Origin of the sequence: Nocardia sp. NPDC050175 (assembly GCF_044459885.1) — a bacterium.
GTDB lineage: Bacteria > Actinomycetota > Actinomycetes > Mycobacteriales > Mycobacteriaceae > Nocardia.
In genome coordinates, this window is record NZ_JBITJI010000015.1 from 148,861 (window position 1) to 168,899 (window position 20,039).

Annotated in this window: 2 protein-coding genes; both read left to right on the top strand. The window is 71.8% G+C overall.

The genetic code is table 11. The features are described 5' to 3' along the window. Position 1 precedes the first annotated feature (1 nt). Entirely contained in the window at positions 2-4,648 is a 4,647-nt protein-coding gene (locus ACIBK2_RS38130) for a type I polyketide synthase (protein ID WP_396974797.1), read from the top strand. A 23-nt stretch (positions 4,649-4,671) separates the two neighbouring features. Then, entirely contained in the window at positions 4,672-20,034 is a 15,363-nt protein-coding gene (locus ACIBK2_RS38135) for an SDR family NAD(P)-dependent oxidoreductase (protein ID WP_396974799.1), read from the top strand. Positions 20,035-20,039 lie beyond the last annotated feature (5 nt).

The following is a 20,039-nucleotide window of genomic DNA, read 5'->3' on the forward strand; positions in this document are numbered from 1 at the left end:
CATGGCAGGTGAAGAGCAGCTCCGCGAATACCTGAGGCGGGCCGTCACCGACTTGCAGCAGGCCAGGCGCCGGCTGCGTGAGGTGGCGGACCAGGAGCACGAGCCGATCGCGATCGTCTCGATGAGCTGCCGGTTGCCCGGTGGCGTCGACTCACCCGAGGCGCTGTGGCGGCTGGTCGCCGACGGCGGCGACGCCATCTCCCGGTTCCCGGGCAATCGCGGGTGGGACGTCGACGGCATCTATGACCCGACACCGGGCAGGCCGGGCCGGACGTACTCGCGCGAGGGCGGGTTCCTGCACGATGCGGGTGAATTCGACGCGGCGTTCTTCCGGATCAGCCCCAACGAGGCGGTCGAGACCGACCCGCAGCAGCGGCTGCTGTTGGAGACGGCGTGGGAGGCGATCGAGCGCGCCGGGCTGGACCCGCTGTCGCTACGCGGCTCCCGCACAGGCGTTTTCACCGGCCTCGTCTACCACGACTACGACGCGGGCGAGGGCGGCGTCGGCGTGCTCGGCAGCGTCGCGTCCGGGCGGATCGCGTACTTTCTCGGCCTGGAGGGTCCGGCGATCACCCTCGACACCGCGTGCTCGTCGTCGCTCGTCGCGCTGGATTGGGCGGTCCGATTGCTGCGCGCCGGTGAGTGCACGCTCGCGCTGGCCGGCGGTGTCACCGTGATGGCGACGCCCGCCGCGTTCATCGGTTTCAGCGAGCAGGGCGGGCTGGCGCCGGACGGCCGGTGCAAATCCTTCGCGGCCGGCGCCGACGGCACCGGGTGGGGTGAGGGCGTCGGGATGCTGGTCTTGGAACGGCTCTCCGACGCCGTGCGCAACGGCCATCCCGTGCTCGCGCTGGTGCGCGGCAGCGCCGTCAATTCCGACGGCGCCTCCAATGGGCTGACCGCGCCGAACGGGCCCGCCCAGGTCCGGGTGATCGAGCAGGCCCTCGGCAACGCGCGATTGACCCCCGACGACATCGACGCCGTCGAGGCGCACGGGACCGGGACCACCCTCGGCGACCCGATCGAGGCCGAGGCGCTGCTCGCCGTGTACGGGCGTGGGCGCGCCGCCGATCGTCCGCTGTTGCTCGGCTCGCTCAAGTCGAACATCGGGCACACCCAGGCCGCCGCGGGCGTCGCCGGTGTCATCAAGGTGGTCGAGGCGATGCGGCACGGGCTGCTGCCGAGGACGCTGCACGTGAATGAGCCGACGCCGCAGGTCGATTGGTCCAGCGGTGCGGTCGAGCTGTTGCGGGAACCACACGACTGGCCCGCGACCGACCGGCCGCGGCGCGCCGCCGTGTCGTCGTTCGGGCTCAGCGGCACCAACGCGCACGTCATCCTCGAAGCGGCGCCGCGGATTCCCGACGAGCCCGTCGAGCGGGTCGAGGCCGGGATACCGCTGCCCGTCGTGCTGTCCGCCCGGACCGCGGACGCGCTGAGCGCGCAAGCAGGCCGCTTGCTCGTCCACCTCGACGAGCGCCCCGAACTCGACGTCCGCGACGTCGCGTTCTCGGCGGCGACCACCCGGTCGGTGTGGGAAGAGCGTGCCGCCGTGGTGGCGGGTGACCGGGCCGAACTGTCGCGCGGCCTGCGGGCCCTGGCGGAAGGGGCGCAGGCGCCCGGCGTCGTGCGTGCGAGCGCCGGGGCCGACGGCCGGACGGCGTTCTTGCTGACCGGTCAGGGGTCGCAATGGCCGGGCATGGGCCGCGAACTGTATGCCGCGTTCCCGGCGTACGCCGCGGCCTTCGACGCGGCGGTCACCGAGCTGGACCGATGGCTCGACCGTTCGCTGCGCGAGGTGATGTGGGGTGCCGACGCCGCGGCGCTGAATCTCACCTCGTACACCCAATGTGCGCTCTTCGCAACGGAAGTCGCGCTGATCAGGCTGCTCGAGCAGTGGGGCGTCCGGCCGGATTTCCTGGCCGGGCACTCCGTCGGCGAGATCGTGGCGGCACACGTGGCCGGGGTGTTCTCACTGGCCGACGCGGCGAAGCTGGTCGCGGCGCGCGGGCGGCTCATGCAGGCGCTGCCCGCCGGTGGCGCGATGGTCGCCGTGCGCGCCGCCGAGGAGGTGGTGCGCGCCGTCGCGCGCGACCGTGTCGCGATCGCCGCCGTGAACGGCCCGGCCGCGGTGGTGCTTTCCGGTGCCGAGGAGGCGATGGCCGACGTCGTCGCCGAATTGACCGAACAGGGCTACCGCCACCAGCGACTGCGCGTCTCGCACGCGTTCCATTCGGCGCTGATGGATCCGATGCTGGACGAGTTCGCGCGGGTGCTGACCGGATTGACCTTTGCCGCACCGAGGATCCCGCTGGCGTCGACCGTCCGCGGCGAGCTGGTCACCGACGACGTCGCGACCGTGGACTACTGGGTCGAGCACTGCCGGAGTACGGTGCGCTTCGAGGCGGCGGTGCGGCGGCTGGCGGCCGCGGGGGTCACCACCTTCGTCGAGATCGGACCGGACGCGGTGCTGACCGCGGCAGGCGCGGATTGCGTTGCGCCCGAATCGAACACCGTATTCATCGCGACCCAGCGACGGGACCGGGACCAGGTCCGCGAGCTGGTGACGGCCGTCGCGCTCGCCAATACCCACGGCACGGACGTCGATTGGTCCGCGTTCTTCGGTGCTACCGGAGCACGGCGAATTGAGTTGCCCACCTATGCGTTTCAGCGTCGCTGGTACTGGCGATCGCCCACGGGCACCGCCACGTCCAGGGTCGATGCGCTCAGGTATCGGATGGCCTGGCGGCCCGCCGTGGCCGGCGCGCCGGTCGCGGACCCTGGGCGATGGCTGTGCGTGCTGCCGTCGACCGGGGTCGGCGACGACCTCGGCGCCCGGATCGGCAAGGCACTGGAAAGTGTTGGCGCCGAGGTTGTCTCGGTGGAACTGTCCGGCACCGACCGGGCCGGGTTCGGTGCCGCGCTGCGCGAGCACCGTGCGGTGACCGGCGTGGTTTCGCTGCTCGGCCTCGACGACGAGCAGGACCCACTCGGCGCCCCGATGTCCCGGGGCGTCGTCGCTACCACCGCTTTGGTCCAGGCGTTCGGCGACCTCGACAGCCGAGCCCGCGTCTGGGCGATCACCTCGGGCGCGGTGGCGGTCGGCGAATCCGCCGAGGTGACGAGCGTGTCGCAGGCGGCGGTCTGGGGTCTGGCCGCGGTGCTCGCGCTCGACTTGCCCGCGACCTGGGGTGGGGTGGCCGACGTCGGCACCGGCGTCGACGCCGATCGGGTCCGCGAACTGGTCACGATGCTGGTCGGTGGCGGTGAAGACCAGCTCGCGCTGCGGGCCGACGGCTTGTCCGGTAGGCGGCTGCTGCGCGCGCCGGGCGCGGCCGCCGTTCGGTGGCGGCCGCGTGGCACCGCGTTGATCACCGGCGGCACCGGCGGTTTGGGTGCGCAGGTGGCCCGATGGCTCGCCCGCGCGGGCGCCGAACGCATTGTCCTGGTGAGTCGCCGCGGCCGGGCGGCCGACGGCGCGGTCGAGCTGGCGGCCGAGCTCACCGCATTGGGCTCGGCGGTGACCATCCACGCCTGCGATGTCGCCGACCGCGCTGCCGTGCGGAACCTGCTCGACACGGTCGGCGAGGTCAACGCGGTCTTCCACGCGGCCGGAGTCGCCCAGCGTCCGGCCGCCGTCGCCGACATGTCGCCGGCCGTTTTCGCCGAGACCGGCGGCGCCAAGGTCGGTGGGGCAAAGCATTTGGACGAGCTACTCGGCGACCGGCCGCTCGACGCGTTCGTGTTGTTCTCCTCGGGCGCCGCGGCCTGGGGCAGCAGCGGTCTGGCCGGTTATGCCGCGGCCAACGCCGTGCTGGACGCGCTGGCCGAGCAGCGCAGGGCGCGCGGCCTGGTCGTCTCGTCGATCGCCTGGGGCTCGTGGGCGGGCGGCATGGTCGACGACGAGACGCGGCGCATGCTGGACCGGATCGGCGCGCCCGCGATGGCGCCCGCGCTGGCGCTCGACGCGCTACAGGACGTGCTGGACCGGGGTGATCACGCCCTCGTGGTGGCCGAATTCGACTGGGCCACTTTCGCGCCCACCTACACCTTCGCCCGGCCGCGCCCGTTGATCGGCGAGCTGGCCGAGGTGCGGCAGGCCCTCGACGCGCCGGTCGACGGCGGATCGGCCGACGGCGCGAACGCGCTCGCCGAGCGACTGCGCGGACGCGCCGCGGCCGAGCAGACGAGGGTCCTCGAGGATCTGGTCCGTGCGCAGGTCGCCGCGGTCCTCGGCTACGACGACCCGGCCGAGGTCGCGCTCGGCGCGACCTTCTTCGACGTCGGCTTCGACTCGGTGTCGGCGGTCGCACTGCGCACTCGGCTCAACGCCGCCACCGGCCAGGCGCTCGAGACGACGGTGGTGTTCGACTATCCGACCCCGCAGGCGCTGGCCGAGTTCTTGCGGTCGCGCATCGATATCGGCACGGACGCGACGGCCGCCGCGCTCGACCACCTGGCGCGGTTCGAGGCGGCCGTCGGCGGACTCGACGCCGCGGCCGTCCGGCAGCATCGGCTCGCCGATCGCTTGCAGGCGATCACGACTCGGCTCAGCCCGGATCCGGCCGCCCCCGCACTCGACACCTCGATGGACGCCGCGTCGGCCGACGATCTCTTCGATTTCATCGACCACCAGCTCGGCCTGTAGTGACAGCGAAGGACGCATCCCCGATGACGAACGACGAGAAGCTCCTTACCTATTTGAAGAAGGTCACCGCCGACCTGGCGCAGACACGAAATCGACTGTCCGAGTTGGAGTCCGACACGCACGAGCCGATCGCGATCGTGTCGATGGCGTGCCGGTTTCCCGGTGGTGTGCGGTCGCCGGAGGATCTGTGGCGGTTGGTGGTGGACGGGGTCGACGCGATCGGGCCGTTCCCGACCGACCGGGGCTGGGACCTCGACAACCTGTACGACCCGGACCCGGACCACGCGGGCACCAGCTACGTGCGCGCGGGCGGGTTCGTCGACGACGTCGGCGGGTTCGATGCCGAATTCTTCGGCATCAGTCCGCGTGAGGCGTTGGTGATGGATCCGCAGCAGCGGCAGTTGCTGGAGGTGTCGTGGGAGGCGATCGAGCGGGCCGGGATCGATCCGCACTCGCTGCGTGGCGAACCGGTCGGGGTCTTCGTCGGCTCGGGCTTCCAGGACTACGAAAGCCTGCTCGCGAATGCGCCCGAGATCGCGGAGCCGTATCTCGGAACGGCGGTAGCCGCGTCGATTCTGTCGGGTCGGATCGCGTATGTGCTGGGTTTGGAAGGGCCTGCGGTGACGGTGGATACGGCGTGTTCGTCGTCGTTGGTGGGTTTGCATTTCGCGGCGCAGGCGTTGCGTCGCGGTGATTGCACGATGGCTTTGGTCGGCGGCGTGACGGTCATGTCGACACCCGATGCGTTTGTAGCTTTTTCGCGTCAGCGTGGTTTGTCGGTGGATGGTCGGTGTCGGTCTTTTGGTGAGGGTGCGTCGGGGACGGGGTGGGGTGAGGGTGTGGGTGTTGTTGTGGTGGAGCGGTTGTCGGATGCGGTGCGGTTGGGTCATTCGGTGTTGGGGGTGGTGCGGGGTTCTGCGGTGGGTTCGGATGGTGCGTCGAATGGGTTGACGGCGCCGAGTGGGTTGGCGCAGCAGCGGGTGGTTCGGGGGGCGTTGGTGGATGGTGGGTTGGTGGTGGGGGATGTGGATGTGGTGGAGGGTCATGGGACGGGGACGGTGTTGGGTGATCCGGTTGAGGTGGGGGCGTTGGTGGGGGTGTTCGGGGATTCTCCGTTGTGGTTGGGGTCGTTGAAGTCGAATGTGGGGCATATGCAGGCGGCGTCGGGTGTGGGTGGGGTGATCAAGATGGTGTTGGCGTTGAACCATGGTGTGTTGCCGAGGTCGTTGTATGCGGGTGTGCCGTCGTCGCGGGTGGATTGGTCGGGGGGTGCGGTGTCTTTGTTGGGGGAGTCGGTTCCGTGGCCGGAGAGGGGTCGGCCGCGTCGTGGGGGTGTGTCGTCGTTTGGTATTTCGGGGACGAATGCGCATGTGATTCTGGAACAAGCACCAGAGCCCACGCCGAGTGCGATGCCGAATGGGCCGGAAATGCAAGTGCGCCAGGTGATTCCGATCGTGCTGTCGGGCGTGGGTGGTGTCCGGCCGCAGGCGCAGCGATTGTTGCAATGGCTGAACGACCACGATCGCGAGCCGTCGCTGGTGGATGTCGGCTTTTCGCTGATGTCGGGCCGGGCGATGTTGCGAGATCGCGCGGTGGTGCTGGCCGAGGACATGACGATGTTGCGGGCCGGGCTGGAAACGCTTGCCCAGGAGGATGTTCCAGGCATTGCTCCGGGTGCGGTGGTCTCCGGTGAGTGGGTGTCGGGTCGGGTGGGGTTGGTGTTCTCGGGTCAGGGGTCGCAGCGGTTGGGGATGGGAAGGGAACTGTGCGAACGGTTTCCGGTCTTCGCCGAGGCCTGGGACGAGGTGTGGGAGACCCTCGAGCGTGAGTGCGGGGTAAATGGTCGTTCGGTGGTGTGGGGTTCGGACAAGGACTTGCTGGAGCACACGCAGTGGGCGCAACTTGGGTTGTTCGTTTTCGAGGTGTCACTGTTCCGGCTGTTGCGGTCGTGGGGGATCGAACCCGATGCGGTGGTGGGTCATTCGATCGGGGAGGTGGTAGCCGCTCATGTGGCAGGGGTCCTGTCTTTGACCGATGCGTGCCGGTTGGTCAGTGCGCGTGCCCGGTTGATGGGTGAATTGGCCGGTGGTGGCGCGATGGTCGCGATCGCAGCGCCCGAAGCTGAAGTTGTTGCCGCACTGGATGGTTGGGGTGATCGCCTGGAAATCGCGGCGGTGAATGGTCCGCGCGCGGTGGTGGTTTCCGGTGATTCCGATGCGATCGAGGAATGGCTCCCGCGGTGGCATGATCGCCGCACGTCGCGGTTGCGCGTCAGTCATGCTTTTCATTCCGCGCAGGTAGACCCGATGCTGGCCGAGTTCGAGCGTGCCATCTCCGGGTTGAACTTCCACGAACCTCGGATCTCGTTGGTATCCACCGTGACTGGCACGGTGGTGTCATCGGAGATAACCGATCCGCAGTATTGGGTGCGGCAGGTGCGAGCGGCGGTCCGCTTCGCTGACGGCATCGCGTCGATGTATGGGGCGGGGGTGCGTCGCTTCGTCGAGATAGGGCCGACCGCTGCGTTGACCACAATGGTCGCGGACTGCGTACCAGCCGCCGATCAGACGGTGGTCGTCCCGGCACAGCGGCAGGACCGCGGCGAGGAGCTAGCGGCCGTCGAGGCGGCGGCGCGATTGTTCGTCGCGGGCGAGTCGCCGCAGTGGGCGCGGATGTTCACCGGGCTGGGGGGCCGCCGCGTGGAGCTACCCACCTACGCCTTCCAGCACACCCACTACTGGCTGGACGGCCGGGCCGCGCACGCGCACCACACCGCCACCGGTCATCCGCTGCTCGCCGCCGCGGTCATGCTCGCGGAGTCCGACGGACTGGTGCTCACCGGTCACCTCTCCGCTGCCGCCGTGCCGTGGCTGGCCGACCATCGGGTGCAGGGCTCGATCGTGTTCCCCGGCACCGGATTCGTCGAATTGGCGATCGCCGCGGGCGATCGAGTCGGCTGTAGCCGGGTCGAGGAGCTCACCCTGAGCGCGCCGCTCGTGCTCGCCCCGGACGAGACCGTCGAGGTCCAGATCACGGTGGGTCCGCCGGACGAATTCGGTGCTCGTCCGGTCGGCGTCTATTCGAGGCCGGGCGAAGGCGGACGCCCGTGGGTCCAGCACGCCGAAGGGCTGCTCACCGTCGGCGCCGACGCGGCCGAGGACGGCGCGGGTGCGGCGGTGTGGCCACCGGCGACGGCGGCGCCGATCGACGTCACCGACCTGTACCAGGACCTCGCCGCGCGCGGACTCGACTACGGCGCCACCTTCCGTGGCTTGCGCGCCGCGTGGCGCGATGGCGCTGACGTCTATGCCGAGGTCGCACTGCCCGAGGGGCGCGACGGAGGTGGGTTCGGCCTGCATCCGGCGCTGCTGGATGCCGCGTTGCACACCGTCGCACTGACCGAGGCCACGGGTGACGTCGCGGTGCTCCCGTTCGCGTGGAGTGGCGTCGAACTGGCCGCCGTCGGCGCCACCCAACTGCGGGTCCGGCTGCGGGTACTCGGCGCCGGGGCGGTATCGATGCGGCTGACCGACGGCACCGGCCGACTCGTCGCCGAAGTCGACAAGCTTGCCTTGCGCGCGGTCGGCCCCGCGCAGATCACTGCGCAGTCCGCGCCGGACGTCGGGTATCGCCTTGTGTGGGAACCGATCTCGCTCGCACCCACCGAGGCCGCGGCCGACGTGCGGGTGCTGACGATCGAGCCGGGCGCGACCGTGGCGGCGGTCCGTGCCGCGACCCACCGGGCGCTGGCCGAATTGCAGGAGTTCCTCGCCGAGCCGAGCGAGCAGACGATGGTCGTGGTCACCCGAGGCGCAGTTTCGGTGGACGGCGAAGATCTCACCGACCTGGCCGGTGCCGCGGTGTGGGGGATGGTGCGGTCGGCGCAGTCGGAGAACCTGAACCGAATCGTGCTCGCCGACACCGACGGCGATCCGGATCGTGTCGTCGATCGAGTGCTGTCGAGTGCGCACTCGCAGGTCGCGTTCCGTGCGGACGCGGCCTATGCCGCGCGCTTGATCGCCGCCACCGACCAGGAGCCGGGGCAGGCCGGCCGGTTCGGGCCCGACGGCACAACGCTCGTCACGGGCGCTTTCGGCACCCTCGGCCGGCTGTTCACCCGGCATCTGGTCATCAGGTACGGCGTGCGCGAGCTGCTGCTCGTCAGTCGCCGTGGCGAAACTGCCGACGGCGCTGCCGAATTCGCTGCCGAGCTGGCCGAGCTCGGCGCCGGTGTCACGATCGCGGCGGTGGATGTCGCCGACCGCGCCGCGCTCGCCGGGGTACTCGCCGGCCGCGACGTCACCGCCGTGCTGCACCTGGCGGGTGTCCTCGACGACGGGGTGATCGCCTCGTTGACCCCGGACCGGCTCGACGCGGTGCTGCGCCCGAAGGTCGACGCGGCACTGAACCTGCACGAGTTGACCGGCGAGCTCACCGCGTTCGTCATGTTCTCCTCGGCCTCGGGGGTGCTCGGCGCGCCGGGCCAGGGCAACTACGCCGCCGCCAACGCATTCCTCGACGCGCTCGCGGTGCACCGCCGGGCGCGTGGGCTGCCCGCCCAATCTTTGGCCTGGGGCATGTGGGACGGCGGAATGGCGGGGGAGCTGGACGACGCGGCCCGGACCCGGCTGTCGCGCGGGGGGATCCGCGCGCTGTCCGAACCGGGCGGTATCGCGCTGTTCGATGCGGCGCTGGATACCGCGGCGCCGGTGCTGGTGCCCATCCGGCTCGATCTGGCCGTGCTGCGCGGACAGGAACAGGTGCCCGAGCTGTTGCGCGGCCTCGTCGGTCCGCGCAGACGCAGCGCGGCCGGCGTCGCCACGGGTTCGGCTTCGCTGGAACGGATGCTGGCGGGCCTGCCGCGCGACGAGTGGGAAACACACGTGCTCGGCGTGGTCCGGACACAGGTCGCGGCGGTGCTCGGGTACCCGGATGCGAACGCGGTGTCCGACGGGCTCGCCTTCACCGAGCTCGGCATCGACTCGCTCACCGCGGTGGAGCTTCGCAACGGCCTGTCCGCGGTGACCGGCCGGAAACTGCCCGCGACACTGGTTTTCGACCATCCGACGCCACGGGCCGTCGCGCAGCATCTGCTCGCGAACTCGATCGGGAGCGCGGACGTGCCGGTGCGCGCCACCGGCGGGCAGGCGGGCGCCGACGAGCCGATCGCGATAGTCGCGATGAGCTGCCGTTACCCGGGCGGCATCGAGACGCCGGAGGACCTGTGGCGGGTACTCGCCGACGAGCGCGACGTCATCTCCGGCTTCCCGGCGAACCGCGGCTGGGACGTCGACGCCGTCTACGACCCGGCGCGGATCCGGCCGGACACCAGCTACACCGACCAGGGCGGCTTCCTTTACGACGCAGCCGATTTCGACGCCGCGTTCTTCGGCATCAGCCCGAACGAGGCGCTCGGGATGGACCCGCAGCAGCGGCTGCTGCTCGAAGTGTCCTGGGAGGCGATCGAGCGGGCCGGGATCGATCCCGCGACACTGCGCGGCAGCCGCACCGGGGTGTTCGCCGGGATGATGTACCACGACTACACCTACAACAGCAGCACCGGCGCGATCGCGTCCGGGCGGGTCTCCTACGTGCTCGGTCTCGAAGGGCCTGCGCTCACTGTCGATACCGCGTGCTCGTCATCGCTGGTGGCGATGCACCTGGCCGCGCAGTCGCTGCGGTCGGGGGAGAGCACGCTGGCGTTGGTCGGTGGCGTCGCCGTGATGGCGACCCCGGAGATCTTCGTGGAGTTCAGCCGGCAGGGCGGTTTGTCGCCGGACGGCCGCTGCCGGTCGTTCTCCGACGGCACCGACGGCACCGGCTGGAGCGAGGGCGTCGGGATGCTGGTGCTCGAGCGGCTCGCCGATGCGCGGCGGCACGGTCATCCGGTACTGGCGGTGGTGCGTGGTACCGCGCTGAACCAGGATGGCGCGTCCAACGGTCTCACCGCGCCGAACGGACCGTCCCAGGTCCGGGTGATCAGGCAGGCCCTGGCCAACGCGGGCCTGCGGCCGTCCGAGGTGGACCTGGTCGAGGCGCACGGCACCGGCACCAAGCTGGGCGACCCGATCGAGGTGCAGGCGCTGCTGGACGTATACGGGCAGGAGCGCGACGGCGAACCGCTGTGGCTCGGCTCGATCAAGTCCAACATGGGGCACACCCAGGCGGCGGCGGGCGTCGCGGGCGTCATCAAAGTGGTGCAGGCGATGCGGCACCAGACCATGCCCAAGACGCTGCATGTGACCGCGCCGACCTCGGTCGTCGACTGGGACGCCGGCGCGGTCGAGCTGCTCGAACAGGCGCGGCCGTGGCCCGACGCCGGACGGCCGCGACGCGCGGGCGTGTCGTCGTTCGGCATCAGCGGAACCAATGCGCACGTCATCATCGAGGAGCCGCCCGCGCCGCCGCCGATGCCGCCGCGGGCCGCGGGGACGGTGCTGCCGTTCGTGCTGTCCGGGCGCGACGCCACGGCGCTGCGGGCCCAGGCCGCTCGGCTGGCCCGGTTCGTCCGCGACGTGGAGCCGGACCTGGTGGATACCGCGTATTCGCTGAGCACCTCCCGGGCGCTGTTCGAGCACCGGGCGGCGGTGGTCGCCGCGGACCGTACCGAGTTGCTGGCGAGTCTCGAGCTGCTCGCCGCCGGACGGCCGGGGCGGGACCTGGTCACCGCCTCGGGGCCGCGCCCGCAGGCGCCGCCGATCGTGTTCGCGTTCCCCGGGCAGGGCTCCCAGTGGCTCGGCATGGCGGTGGAGCTCGCCGGCGCGGTGCCCGCGTTCGCGGCCGAACTCGACGCGTGCGCCGAGGCGCTGGCGCCCTACGTCGACTGGGATTTGTGGGCGGTGCTGCGCGCCGAACCGACTGCCCCGACGTTCGATCGGGTCGATGTGGTCCAGCCCGCGCTGTGGGCGGTCATGGTGTCGCTGGCCGAGACGTGGCGCTCGTTCGGCGTGCGGCCCGCCGCGGTGGTCGGTCACTCGCAGGGCGAGATCGCCGCCGCGGTGGTCGCGGGCGCGCTGTCGCGCGCGGACGGTGCGAAGGTCGTCGCGTTGCGCAGCCGGGCCATCCTGGCGGGTCTGGCCGGGCACGGCGGCATGATGTCGGTGGCGATGTCCGCGGCCGACGCGCGGGCGCGGATCGCGGAGTGGGGCGCGGACCTGCAGCTCGCCGTCGTCAACAGCCCGACGTCAGTTGTCGTGTGCGGTAAGCCGGAAGCGCTGAGCGAGCTGCACGCGCGCCTCGAGCAGGAGGGCACGCGAGCCCGGGTCATTCCGGTGGACTACGCGTCGCACTCGGGCTACGTCGAGGCGATCCGGGATCAGGTGATCGACGCGTTGGCCGAGATCCGGCCGCGGGAATCCGACGTGCCGTTCTATTCGACGGTGACCGCGCAGCGCTGTGACGGCACCGAGCTCGACGCCGACTACTGGTATCGAAACCTGCGCCAGACGGTCCGTTTCGAGGAGACGCTGCGGCTGCTGCTGGCCGACGGCTATCGGTTGTTCGTCGAGACGAGCCCGCATCCCGGGCTGTTGACCGCGATCGAGGAAACCGTCGCGGAGGTTGGGGCGAGTGCGGCGACGGTGCCGTCGCTGCGCCGCGACGACGGTGGCCTGCCCGGTTTGCTGCGCGCACTCGCGACCGCCCACCTGCACGGTGCCGACATCGACTGGAGCCCGCTGTACGCGCCGCTCGCCGCACAGCGAATTGATTTGCCCACCTACGCTTTTCAGCGCAAGCGGTACTGGCTGGACGCGGTCGCGGCCGGCGACGTGACGATCTCCGGGCTGGCGGCGACCGGGCATCCGCTGCTCGGCGCCGTGGTCACGCTGGCGGAGTCGGACGGCATCGTCCTGTCCGGCCGCCTGGCCCTGACGACTCAGCAGTGGCTCGCCGAACACGCGGTCGACGGCACGATCGTGCTGCCCGGCACCGGTCTCCTCGAACTGGCGGTCCGGGCGGGCGACGAAATCGGTTGCGGCCGAGTCGAAGAGCTGACGTTGCTGGAGCCACTGATCCTCACCCCGGGTAACGCGGTCCACCTGCGGGTGACGGTCGGTGCTTCGCGGCAGACGGCCGATACGTCACGGCAGTCGGCCGGGCGCTCGGTGACTGTTCACTCCCGGCCTGCGACGGCCGCAGCCGACGCGGAGTGGACCGCACACGCGTCCGGCACCTTGCTGCCGGACGGCACCGCGGCGTCCTTCGACCTCGCGACCTGGCCCCCGGCCGGCGCGGAGCCGCTCGACCTTGATGGCTGGTACGACGAGCTGTCCGCAGCAGGCCTGGAGTACGGCCCGGTGTTCCGTGGTCTCCGCAAGGCGTGGCGTCGCGGTGACGACGTCTACGCCGAGGTGGCGCTGCCCGAAGGGGTGCGCACCGATGGCTTCGGCCTGCACCCGGCGCTGCTGGACGCCGCCCAGCACGCGATCGGCCTGGCCGGCGCCGCCGGCCAGCGGGTACTCCTCCCGTTCGGCTATGCGGGAGCCGAGTTCTTCGCGACCGGCGCGGCCGAGCTGCGGGTCGCGCTGAGTGCGGTGCGCGACGGTGAGGTCGCGCTGCGACTGGCCGACCGGTCCGGGCTTCCGGTGGCGTCGATCGATTCGCTGGTGCTGCGGCCACTGACGGTCGGCGGCCTGGACACCGGACGGGGCGTCGCGCGCGATTCGTTGTTCACGGTCAACTGGGGCGTTGTCCCCACGGACCCGGCCGCGCTATCCATCGTCGATTGGCCCGATCGCCACGAGCACGCCGACGCGGTGGTCTTCGCGCCGGTCGGCGGCATGACCGCACATCAGGTCCAGCTCGCCACCCACGACACCCTCGCGGCGCTGCAGGCCTGGCTCGCCGCGGACCACGGCGACACCGTTCTGGTCGTGCGCACCCAGGGCGCGGTGTCCGTCGGCGACGAGGACGTCACCGACCTGGCGGGTGCGGCGGTCGGCGGACTGGTTCGTTCGGCCCAATCGGAGTACCCGGACCGGATCGTGCTGGTCGATGCCGCTCCCGCCGATCTGGCCGTGGCCGTGGCGACCGCGCGCGCGACCGGGGAAACCCAGCTGGTGGTGCGTTCTCAGGACGACCGGCCGGTCGCGTACGCGCCGCGATTGATCCGCGCGGCCGCCGCCCCGGCCGCCGAGTTGCCGCCGTTCGGTCTGGGCGGCACGGTGCTGATCACCGGAGCCACCGGCACCCTTGGCGGGCTGCTCGCCCGGCACCTGGTGCGCGAGCGCGGCGTGCGCAGGCTGCTGCTGGCCGGCCGCCGCGGTCCGGCCGCACCGGGGATCGCCGAGCTGATCGCCGAGCTCACCGGCCTCGGTGCCGAGGCCACCGCGGTCGCCTGCGATGTCGCCGACCGCGCCGCGGTCGCCGCGCTGCTCGCCGGTATCCCCGCGGACCAGCCGCTGACCGCCGTCGTGCACGCCGCGGGCGTCCTCGACGACGGTGTGGTCGCCGCGCTGACCGCCGAACGCCTCGACCGGGTGCTCGCGCCGAAAGTGGCTGCGGCACTGCATCTGCACGAGCTCACCGCCGGATACCCGCTGTCGGAGTTCGTCCTGTACTCCTCGGCCGGGGGTGTGCTCGGCGCGCCGGGGCAGGCGAACTACGCCGCCGCCAACGCCTTCCTCGACGGGCTCGCCGCGCATCGTCGCGCCGCCGGACTGCCTGGAACGTCGTTGGCGTGGGGTCTGTGGCAGGACGCCAGCGAGCTGACGCGCGGCGCCGACCAGGCGCGCATCGGCGGCAGCGGGGTACTGCCGTTGCCGTCGTCCGACGGTCTCGCCCTGTTCGACGCCGCCGCGCAGACCGGCGAATCACTGCTGGTACCAATGAAATTCGACTTCCGCGTGGCGCGGGCCGCGGTGCCGAGAATCCTGCACGGGCTGGTCCGGGCCGCGGGCAGGCGCACCGTCGGCGACGGGGGACGGGTCGAGGATCTGCTGTCCGGCGTGCCTGTGCACCAGCAGGAGCAGGTCCTGGTCGAACTGGTGCGGGCCGAGGCCGCGGCGATTCTCGGCTACGCCGACGCCGCCGAGGTGGATCCGGATCGCGCGTTCCGCGAGCTCGGCTTCGATTCCCTGGCCGCGGTGAACTTCCGCAACCGGATCGCCGAGGCCGTCGGTGTGCGGGTGCCGGTGACGTTGGTGTTCGATCACCCCACCCCGACGCTGGCCGCCCGCTACCTGCTCGGCGAGTTGTCCGGGCGCGCAGACGGTCCCGTCGCGGCCCGGCCCGGTGCCGGGTCGGATGAGCCGATCGCGATCGTCGCGATGAGCTGCCGGTATCCCGGCGGCATCGCCTCGCCGGAGGAGCTGTGGCAGGTGGTGGCCGAGGGTCGCGACGTCGTCACCGGATTCCCGGCCGACCGCGGCTGGGATCTGGCGAAGCTCTACGACCCGACCGCGACCCGCCCGGACACCAGCTATGTCGACCGCGGTGGCTTCCTGCACGACGTCGCCGGCTTCGACGCGGAGTTCTTCGGCATCAGTCCGAACGAGGCCCTCGGCATGGACCCGCAGCAGCGACTGCTGCTGGAGAGCGCGTGGGAGGTGCTCGAATCGGCCGGGATCGATCCGACGACGCTGCGCAACAGCGATACCGGCGTGTTCGCCGGAATGATGTTCCACGACTACCCGCACAACGAGGCGACGGGTTCGATCGCGTCCGGCCGGATCTCCTATGCGCTCGGACTCGAGGGGCCTGCGGTCACGGTGGACACCGCCTGTTCGTCCTCGCTGGTGGCGATGCACCTGGCCGCGCAGTCGCTGCGCGGCGGCGAGTGCGCACTCGCGCTGGCCGGCGGGGTCGCGGTGATGGCGACACCCGGCATGTTCATCGAGTTCAGCAGGCAGCGCGGGCTGGCGGGCGACGGCCGGTGCCGGTCGTTCTCCGGCGACGCCGACGGCACCGGCTGGTCCGAAGGGGTCGGCCTGCTGCTGCTGGAGCGGCTCGCCGACGCGCGCCGCAACGGTCACCCGGTGCTCGCCGTGCTCAAGGGCTCCGCGGTCAATCAGGACGGCGCGTCCAACGGTCTCACCGCACCGAACGGGCCGTCGCAGGTCCGGGTCATCCAGCAGGCGCTCGCCTCGGGCGGCCTGCGGCCCGCCGATGTCGATGTGGTCGAAGCACACGGCACCGGAACGACTCTCGGCGATCCGATCGAGGCGCAGGCGCTGCTCGCCAGTTACGGCAAGGAGCGGGCCGAGGGCAGGCCGCTGTGGCTCGGCTCGATCAAGTCGAATATGGGGCACGCGCAGGCGGCGGCGGGCGTCGCCGGTGTCATCAAGATGATCAAGGCGATGCAGCACGGTGTGCTGCCCAAGACCCTGCACGTCACCGAGCCGACGCCGATGGTCGACTGGACGGCGGGCAGCGTCGAACTGCTGACCGAATCCCGGCCGTGGCCCGAGGTCGACCGACCGCGTCGAGCGGGGATCTCCTCCTTCGGTATCAGCGGCACCAACGCGCACGTCATCGTGGAACAGCCGCTTGCCGCCGCGCCGACCGCGCAGGCAGGCACCGGCCGCCTGCCCGTGGTGCCGCTGGTGCTGTCGGCCAGAACACCTGCGGCGCTGCGTGATCAGGCCGCGCGGTTGACGGCCGCGGTAGGCAGGCACGATCCGCTCGACGTCGGACTGTCGCTGGCCGCCCACCGGGCCCGGCTGCCGCATCGGGCTGTGGTCACCGCCGCCGACCAGGCCGGATTGCTGGCCGAACTGCGGGCGCTCGCCGAGGGGGAACGCCCGATCTCGGCAGGCAGTCCCGGCAAGCTCGCCATCCTGTTCACCGGCCAGGGCGCCCAACGGCTCGGGATGGGACGCGAGCTCTACGACACCTTTCCCGTCTTCGCGCGCTCGCTCGACGCGGCCGCCCGCGAGTTGGACCGGTACCTGGACCGGCCGCTGCTCGACGTGATGTGGGGTGCGGACAAGGAACAGCTGGACCAGACCGCCTACACCCAGAGTGCGCTCTTCGCGCTGGAGATCTCGCTGTACCGGCTCGTCGAATCGTGGGGCGTGCGGCCGGATTATCTCGCGGGGCACTCGATCGGTGAGATTGTCGCGGCCCGGGTCGCGGGCGTGCTGTCGCTGCCCGCGGCGGCCCGGCTGGTGACCGCGCGCGGCAGCCTGATGCAGCGGTTGCCCGCCGGGGGCGCGATGGTGGCAGTGGCGGCGACCGAGGCGGAGGTCAGGCCGGTGCTGACCGCGGCGGTGTCGATCGCCGCGGTCAACGGACCGGCCGCCGTCGTGGTGTCCGGTGCGCGGGACGCGGTGCTTGCGGTCGCCGCGCACTTCACCGCGCTGGGACGCCGCACGGCCGAACTTCCGGTCTCGCATGCGTTCCACTCGCCGCTGCTCGATCCGATGCTGGCCGAATTCCACGAGATCGTGGCGACACTGGATCTCGCGGAGCCGCAACTGCCGATCGTGTCCGCGGGCAGCGGCGAGCAGGACTTCACCTCGCCCGCGTATTGGGTGCGGCACGCACGCGACACGGTCCGCTTCCACGACAGCCTCACCACGCTCGCGGCGCACGGCGTCGGCCGTTTCCTGGAACTCGGGCCCGACGGCGTGCTGACCGCGTTCGCGCACGACACGGTCGAGCCGTCGCTCGCGGTGGCGGCCCTGCGCCGCGACCGGCCGGAGACCGCGTCGCTGCTCGAGGCGCTCGGCCGCCTGCACGTAGACGGCCTGCCGGTCGACTGGGCGCAGGTGTTCGCCGGACAGGGCGCGCACCAGGTCGAGCTGCCTACCTACGCCTTCCAGCACAGCCCGTACTGGCTGATCGAGCGGCACGCCGACGACCCCGACGCCATGGGGCTCGGCAAGCCGGAGCACCCGCTGCTCGGCGCCGCGGTGCCGCTCGCCGGATCGGACGGAGTGCTGTTCACCGGTGCCATGACCACCGCAGCGCACCCGTGGCTGGCCGATCACCGCATCGGTGACACCGTGCTGTTCCCCGGCGCGGGGTTCGTCGAGCTGGCCCTGCGGGCAGGCGCCGAGGTCGGCTGTTCGGTGCTGCGCGAGCTCACCATCGAGGCGCCGCTGGTCTTGGCCGAACCGATGCGCATCCAGATCTCGGTGGGCGCGCCCGACGCGGCGGAGGTCCGGTCGCTGACCGTGCACTCGCGTCCCGCGGCCGAGACCGGCGACTGGACCAGGCACGTGTCCGGGTCGGTCGGCCCCACGCGAGGGGACATCGGTGACGATCTCATCGATTGGCCGCCGCCGGGCGCCGAGCCGATCTCCTTGGCCGGCTTCTACGCCGACCTCGCGGAGGTGGGCATCGGTTACGGGCCCGCGTTCCAGGGTTTGCGCGCGGCCTGGCGTCGCGGCGACACCGTCTTCGCCGACGTCGCGCTGCCCGACGGGATCAGCGCCGAAGGCTACCGGCTGCACCCGGCGCTGCTGGACGCCGCGCTGCACGCCATCGCGCTCATCGATGATCCGCGCGCGCGGATGACCGTGCCGTTCGCCTGGACCGACACCGTCGCGCACGGTCGCGCGGGGACGGTCGCGCGGGTTCGCCTCGCACCGGACGAATCGGGCGGCTATCGGCTGGCGCTGGCCGACGGCTCCGGTCTGCCGATCGCCACGGTGGGCGCCCTGGCGCTGCGCGAGCTGCCCGTCGAGCAGCTGACCGCGACGAGCAGGCCGACCCGGTCCCTGTTCCGGCTGGATTGGCCTACCGTGGCCGCGGACCTCCCCGGGTCGGCGGACACCGACGCGACCGTCGTGACGGTGGGCAACGGCGCCGACGTCGCCGCCATCCACGCGGTGGTGCACCGGGCGCTGGCCGATCTCCTTGCCGCACTCGCCGAGACCGACGACGGCCGGATCGTGGTCCGCACCGAAGGCGCGATCGCGCTGCCCGGGCTCGACGAGCAGGGCACCGATCTCGCCGGTGCGGCGGTCTGGGGCCTGGTCCGTGCGGCCCAGGCCGAGCACCCCGGCCGCATCGTGCTCGTCGACGGCGCGGCGCAGGCGGTGCCCGCGGCGTTGGCCTCGGGTGCGCCGCAGGTCGTGGTGCGCGCCGGGGTGGTGCGGGTGCCGCGGCTGGTGCCGGTCACCGACACTGTGCGACCGGTGACCGGCCCGTTCGGCGGATCGGCCGCGGGCACGGTGCTCGTCACCGGCGCCACCGGGATGCTCGGCAGGCTCGTCAGCCGACACCTCGTCGAGCAGCGCGGTGTGCGCAGGCTGCTGCTGCTCGCCCGGCGCGGTGGCGGCGCGCCCGGCATGACCGAGTTGGTCGCGGATCTCACCGCGGTCGGCGCGGACGTCGACGTCGTGGCCTGCGATGTGTCGGACCGCGACACCCTGGCCGCGGCCCTTGCGTCGATACCTGACGCGCACCCGTTGACCGGGGTCGTGCATCTGGCGGGCGTGCTCGACGACGGTGTGCTCACCGCCATGACCCCGGCGCGCCTCGACCGGGTGCTTGCCGCGAAAGTCGATGCGGCGCTGCACTTACACGAGCTCACCGCCGGGCTCGAGCTGTCAGAGTTCGTCCTGTTCTCGTCGGCGGCCGGTGTCGTCGGCAACCCGGGACAGTCCGCCTACGCGGCGGCGAACGCCTGCCTCGACGCGCTCGCCGAGCGGCGCCGGGCCCGCGGTCTGGCCGCGCGGTCGCTGGCCTGGGGCCGCTGGGACGGCGCGGGTGGCATGGCCGGATCGCTCGACGCCGCGGCTCGGCGGCGGCTCGGCGACAGCGCGCTGTCCGAGTCGGCGGGCCTGGCCCTGTTCGACCTGACCGAGGGCGTCGAGGCCGCGCACCTGGTGCCGATGCGGCTCGACCCGCGGGCACTGGCCGAGGCCCCCGAGATCCCCTGGCTGCTCCGTGATCTCGTCCGGCGGCGGACCGACCCGGTGGGCGCCGACGACGGTGTGCTCGCCGCGCGGGTGGCGGCGTTGCCCGTCGAGAAGCGGGGCCCGGTCATCCTGAACTTCGTCCGGACCAGCGTCGCGATGATCCTCGGCTATTCGTCCCAGGAACTGCTCGACCCGGAGAAAGCGTTCAGCGAGTTGGGGTTCGACTCGCTGTCGGCGGTGGAGTTGCGCAACCGGGTCAACGCGGCCGCGGGCCTGCGGTTGCCGCCGACCCTGGTGTTCGACTACCCGAGTGCCACCGCTCTCGCCAAGTACCTCGAGGGCAAATTGACCACCGGCACAACCGATTTCGACGAAGCCGTGGATAACGAGCGGCAGGTCCGGCGGCTGCTGCGGGAGATCCCGCTCGCCGCGTTGCGCCGGGCGGGACTGCTGGAGCAACTGCTGCGCCTGGACGACGCCGACTCCGGCGTCGAGTCCGTCGGCGCGGACGAGATCGACGACATGGACGCCGATGCGCTGATCCGGAAGGCGCTCGGCGGAACCGATCAGGATTGAGCGTG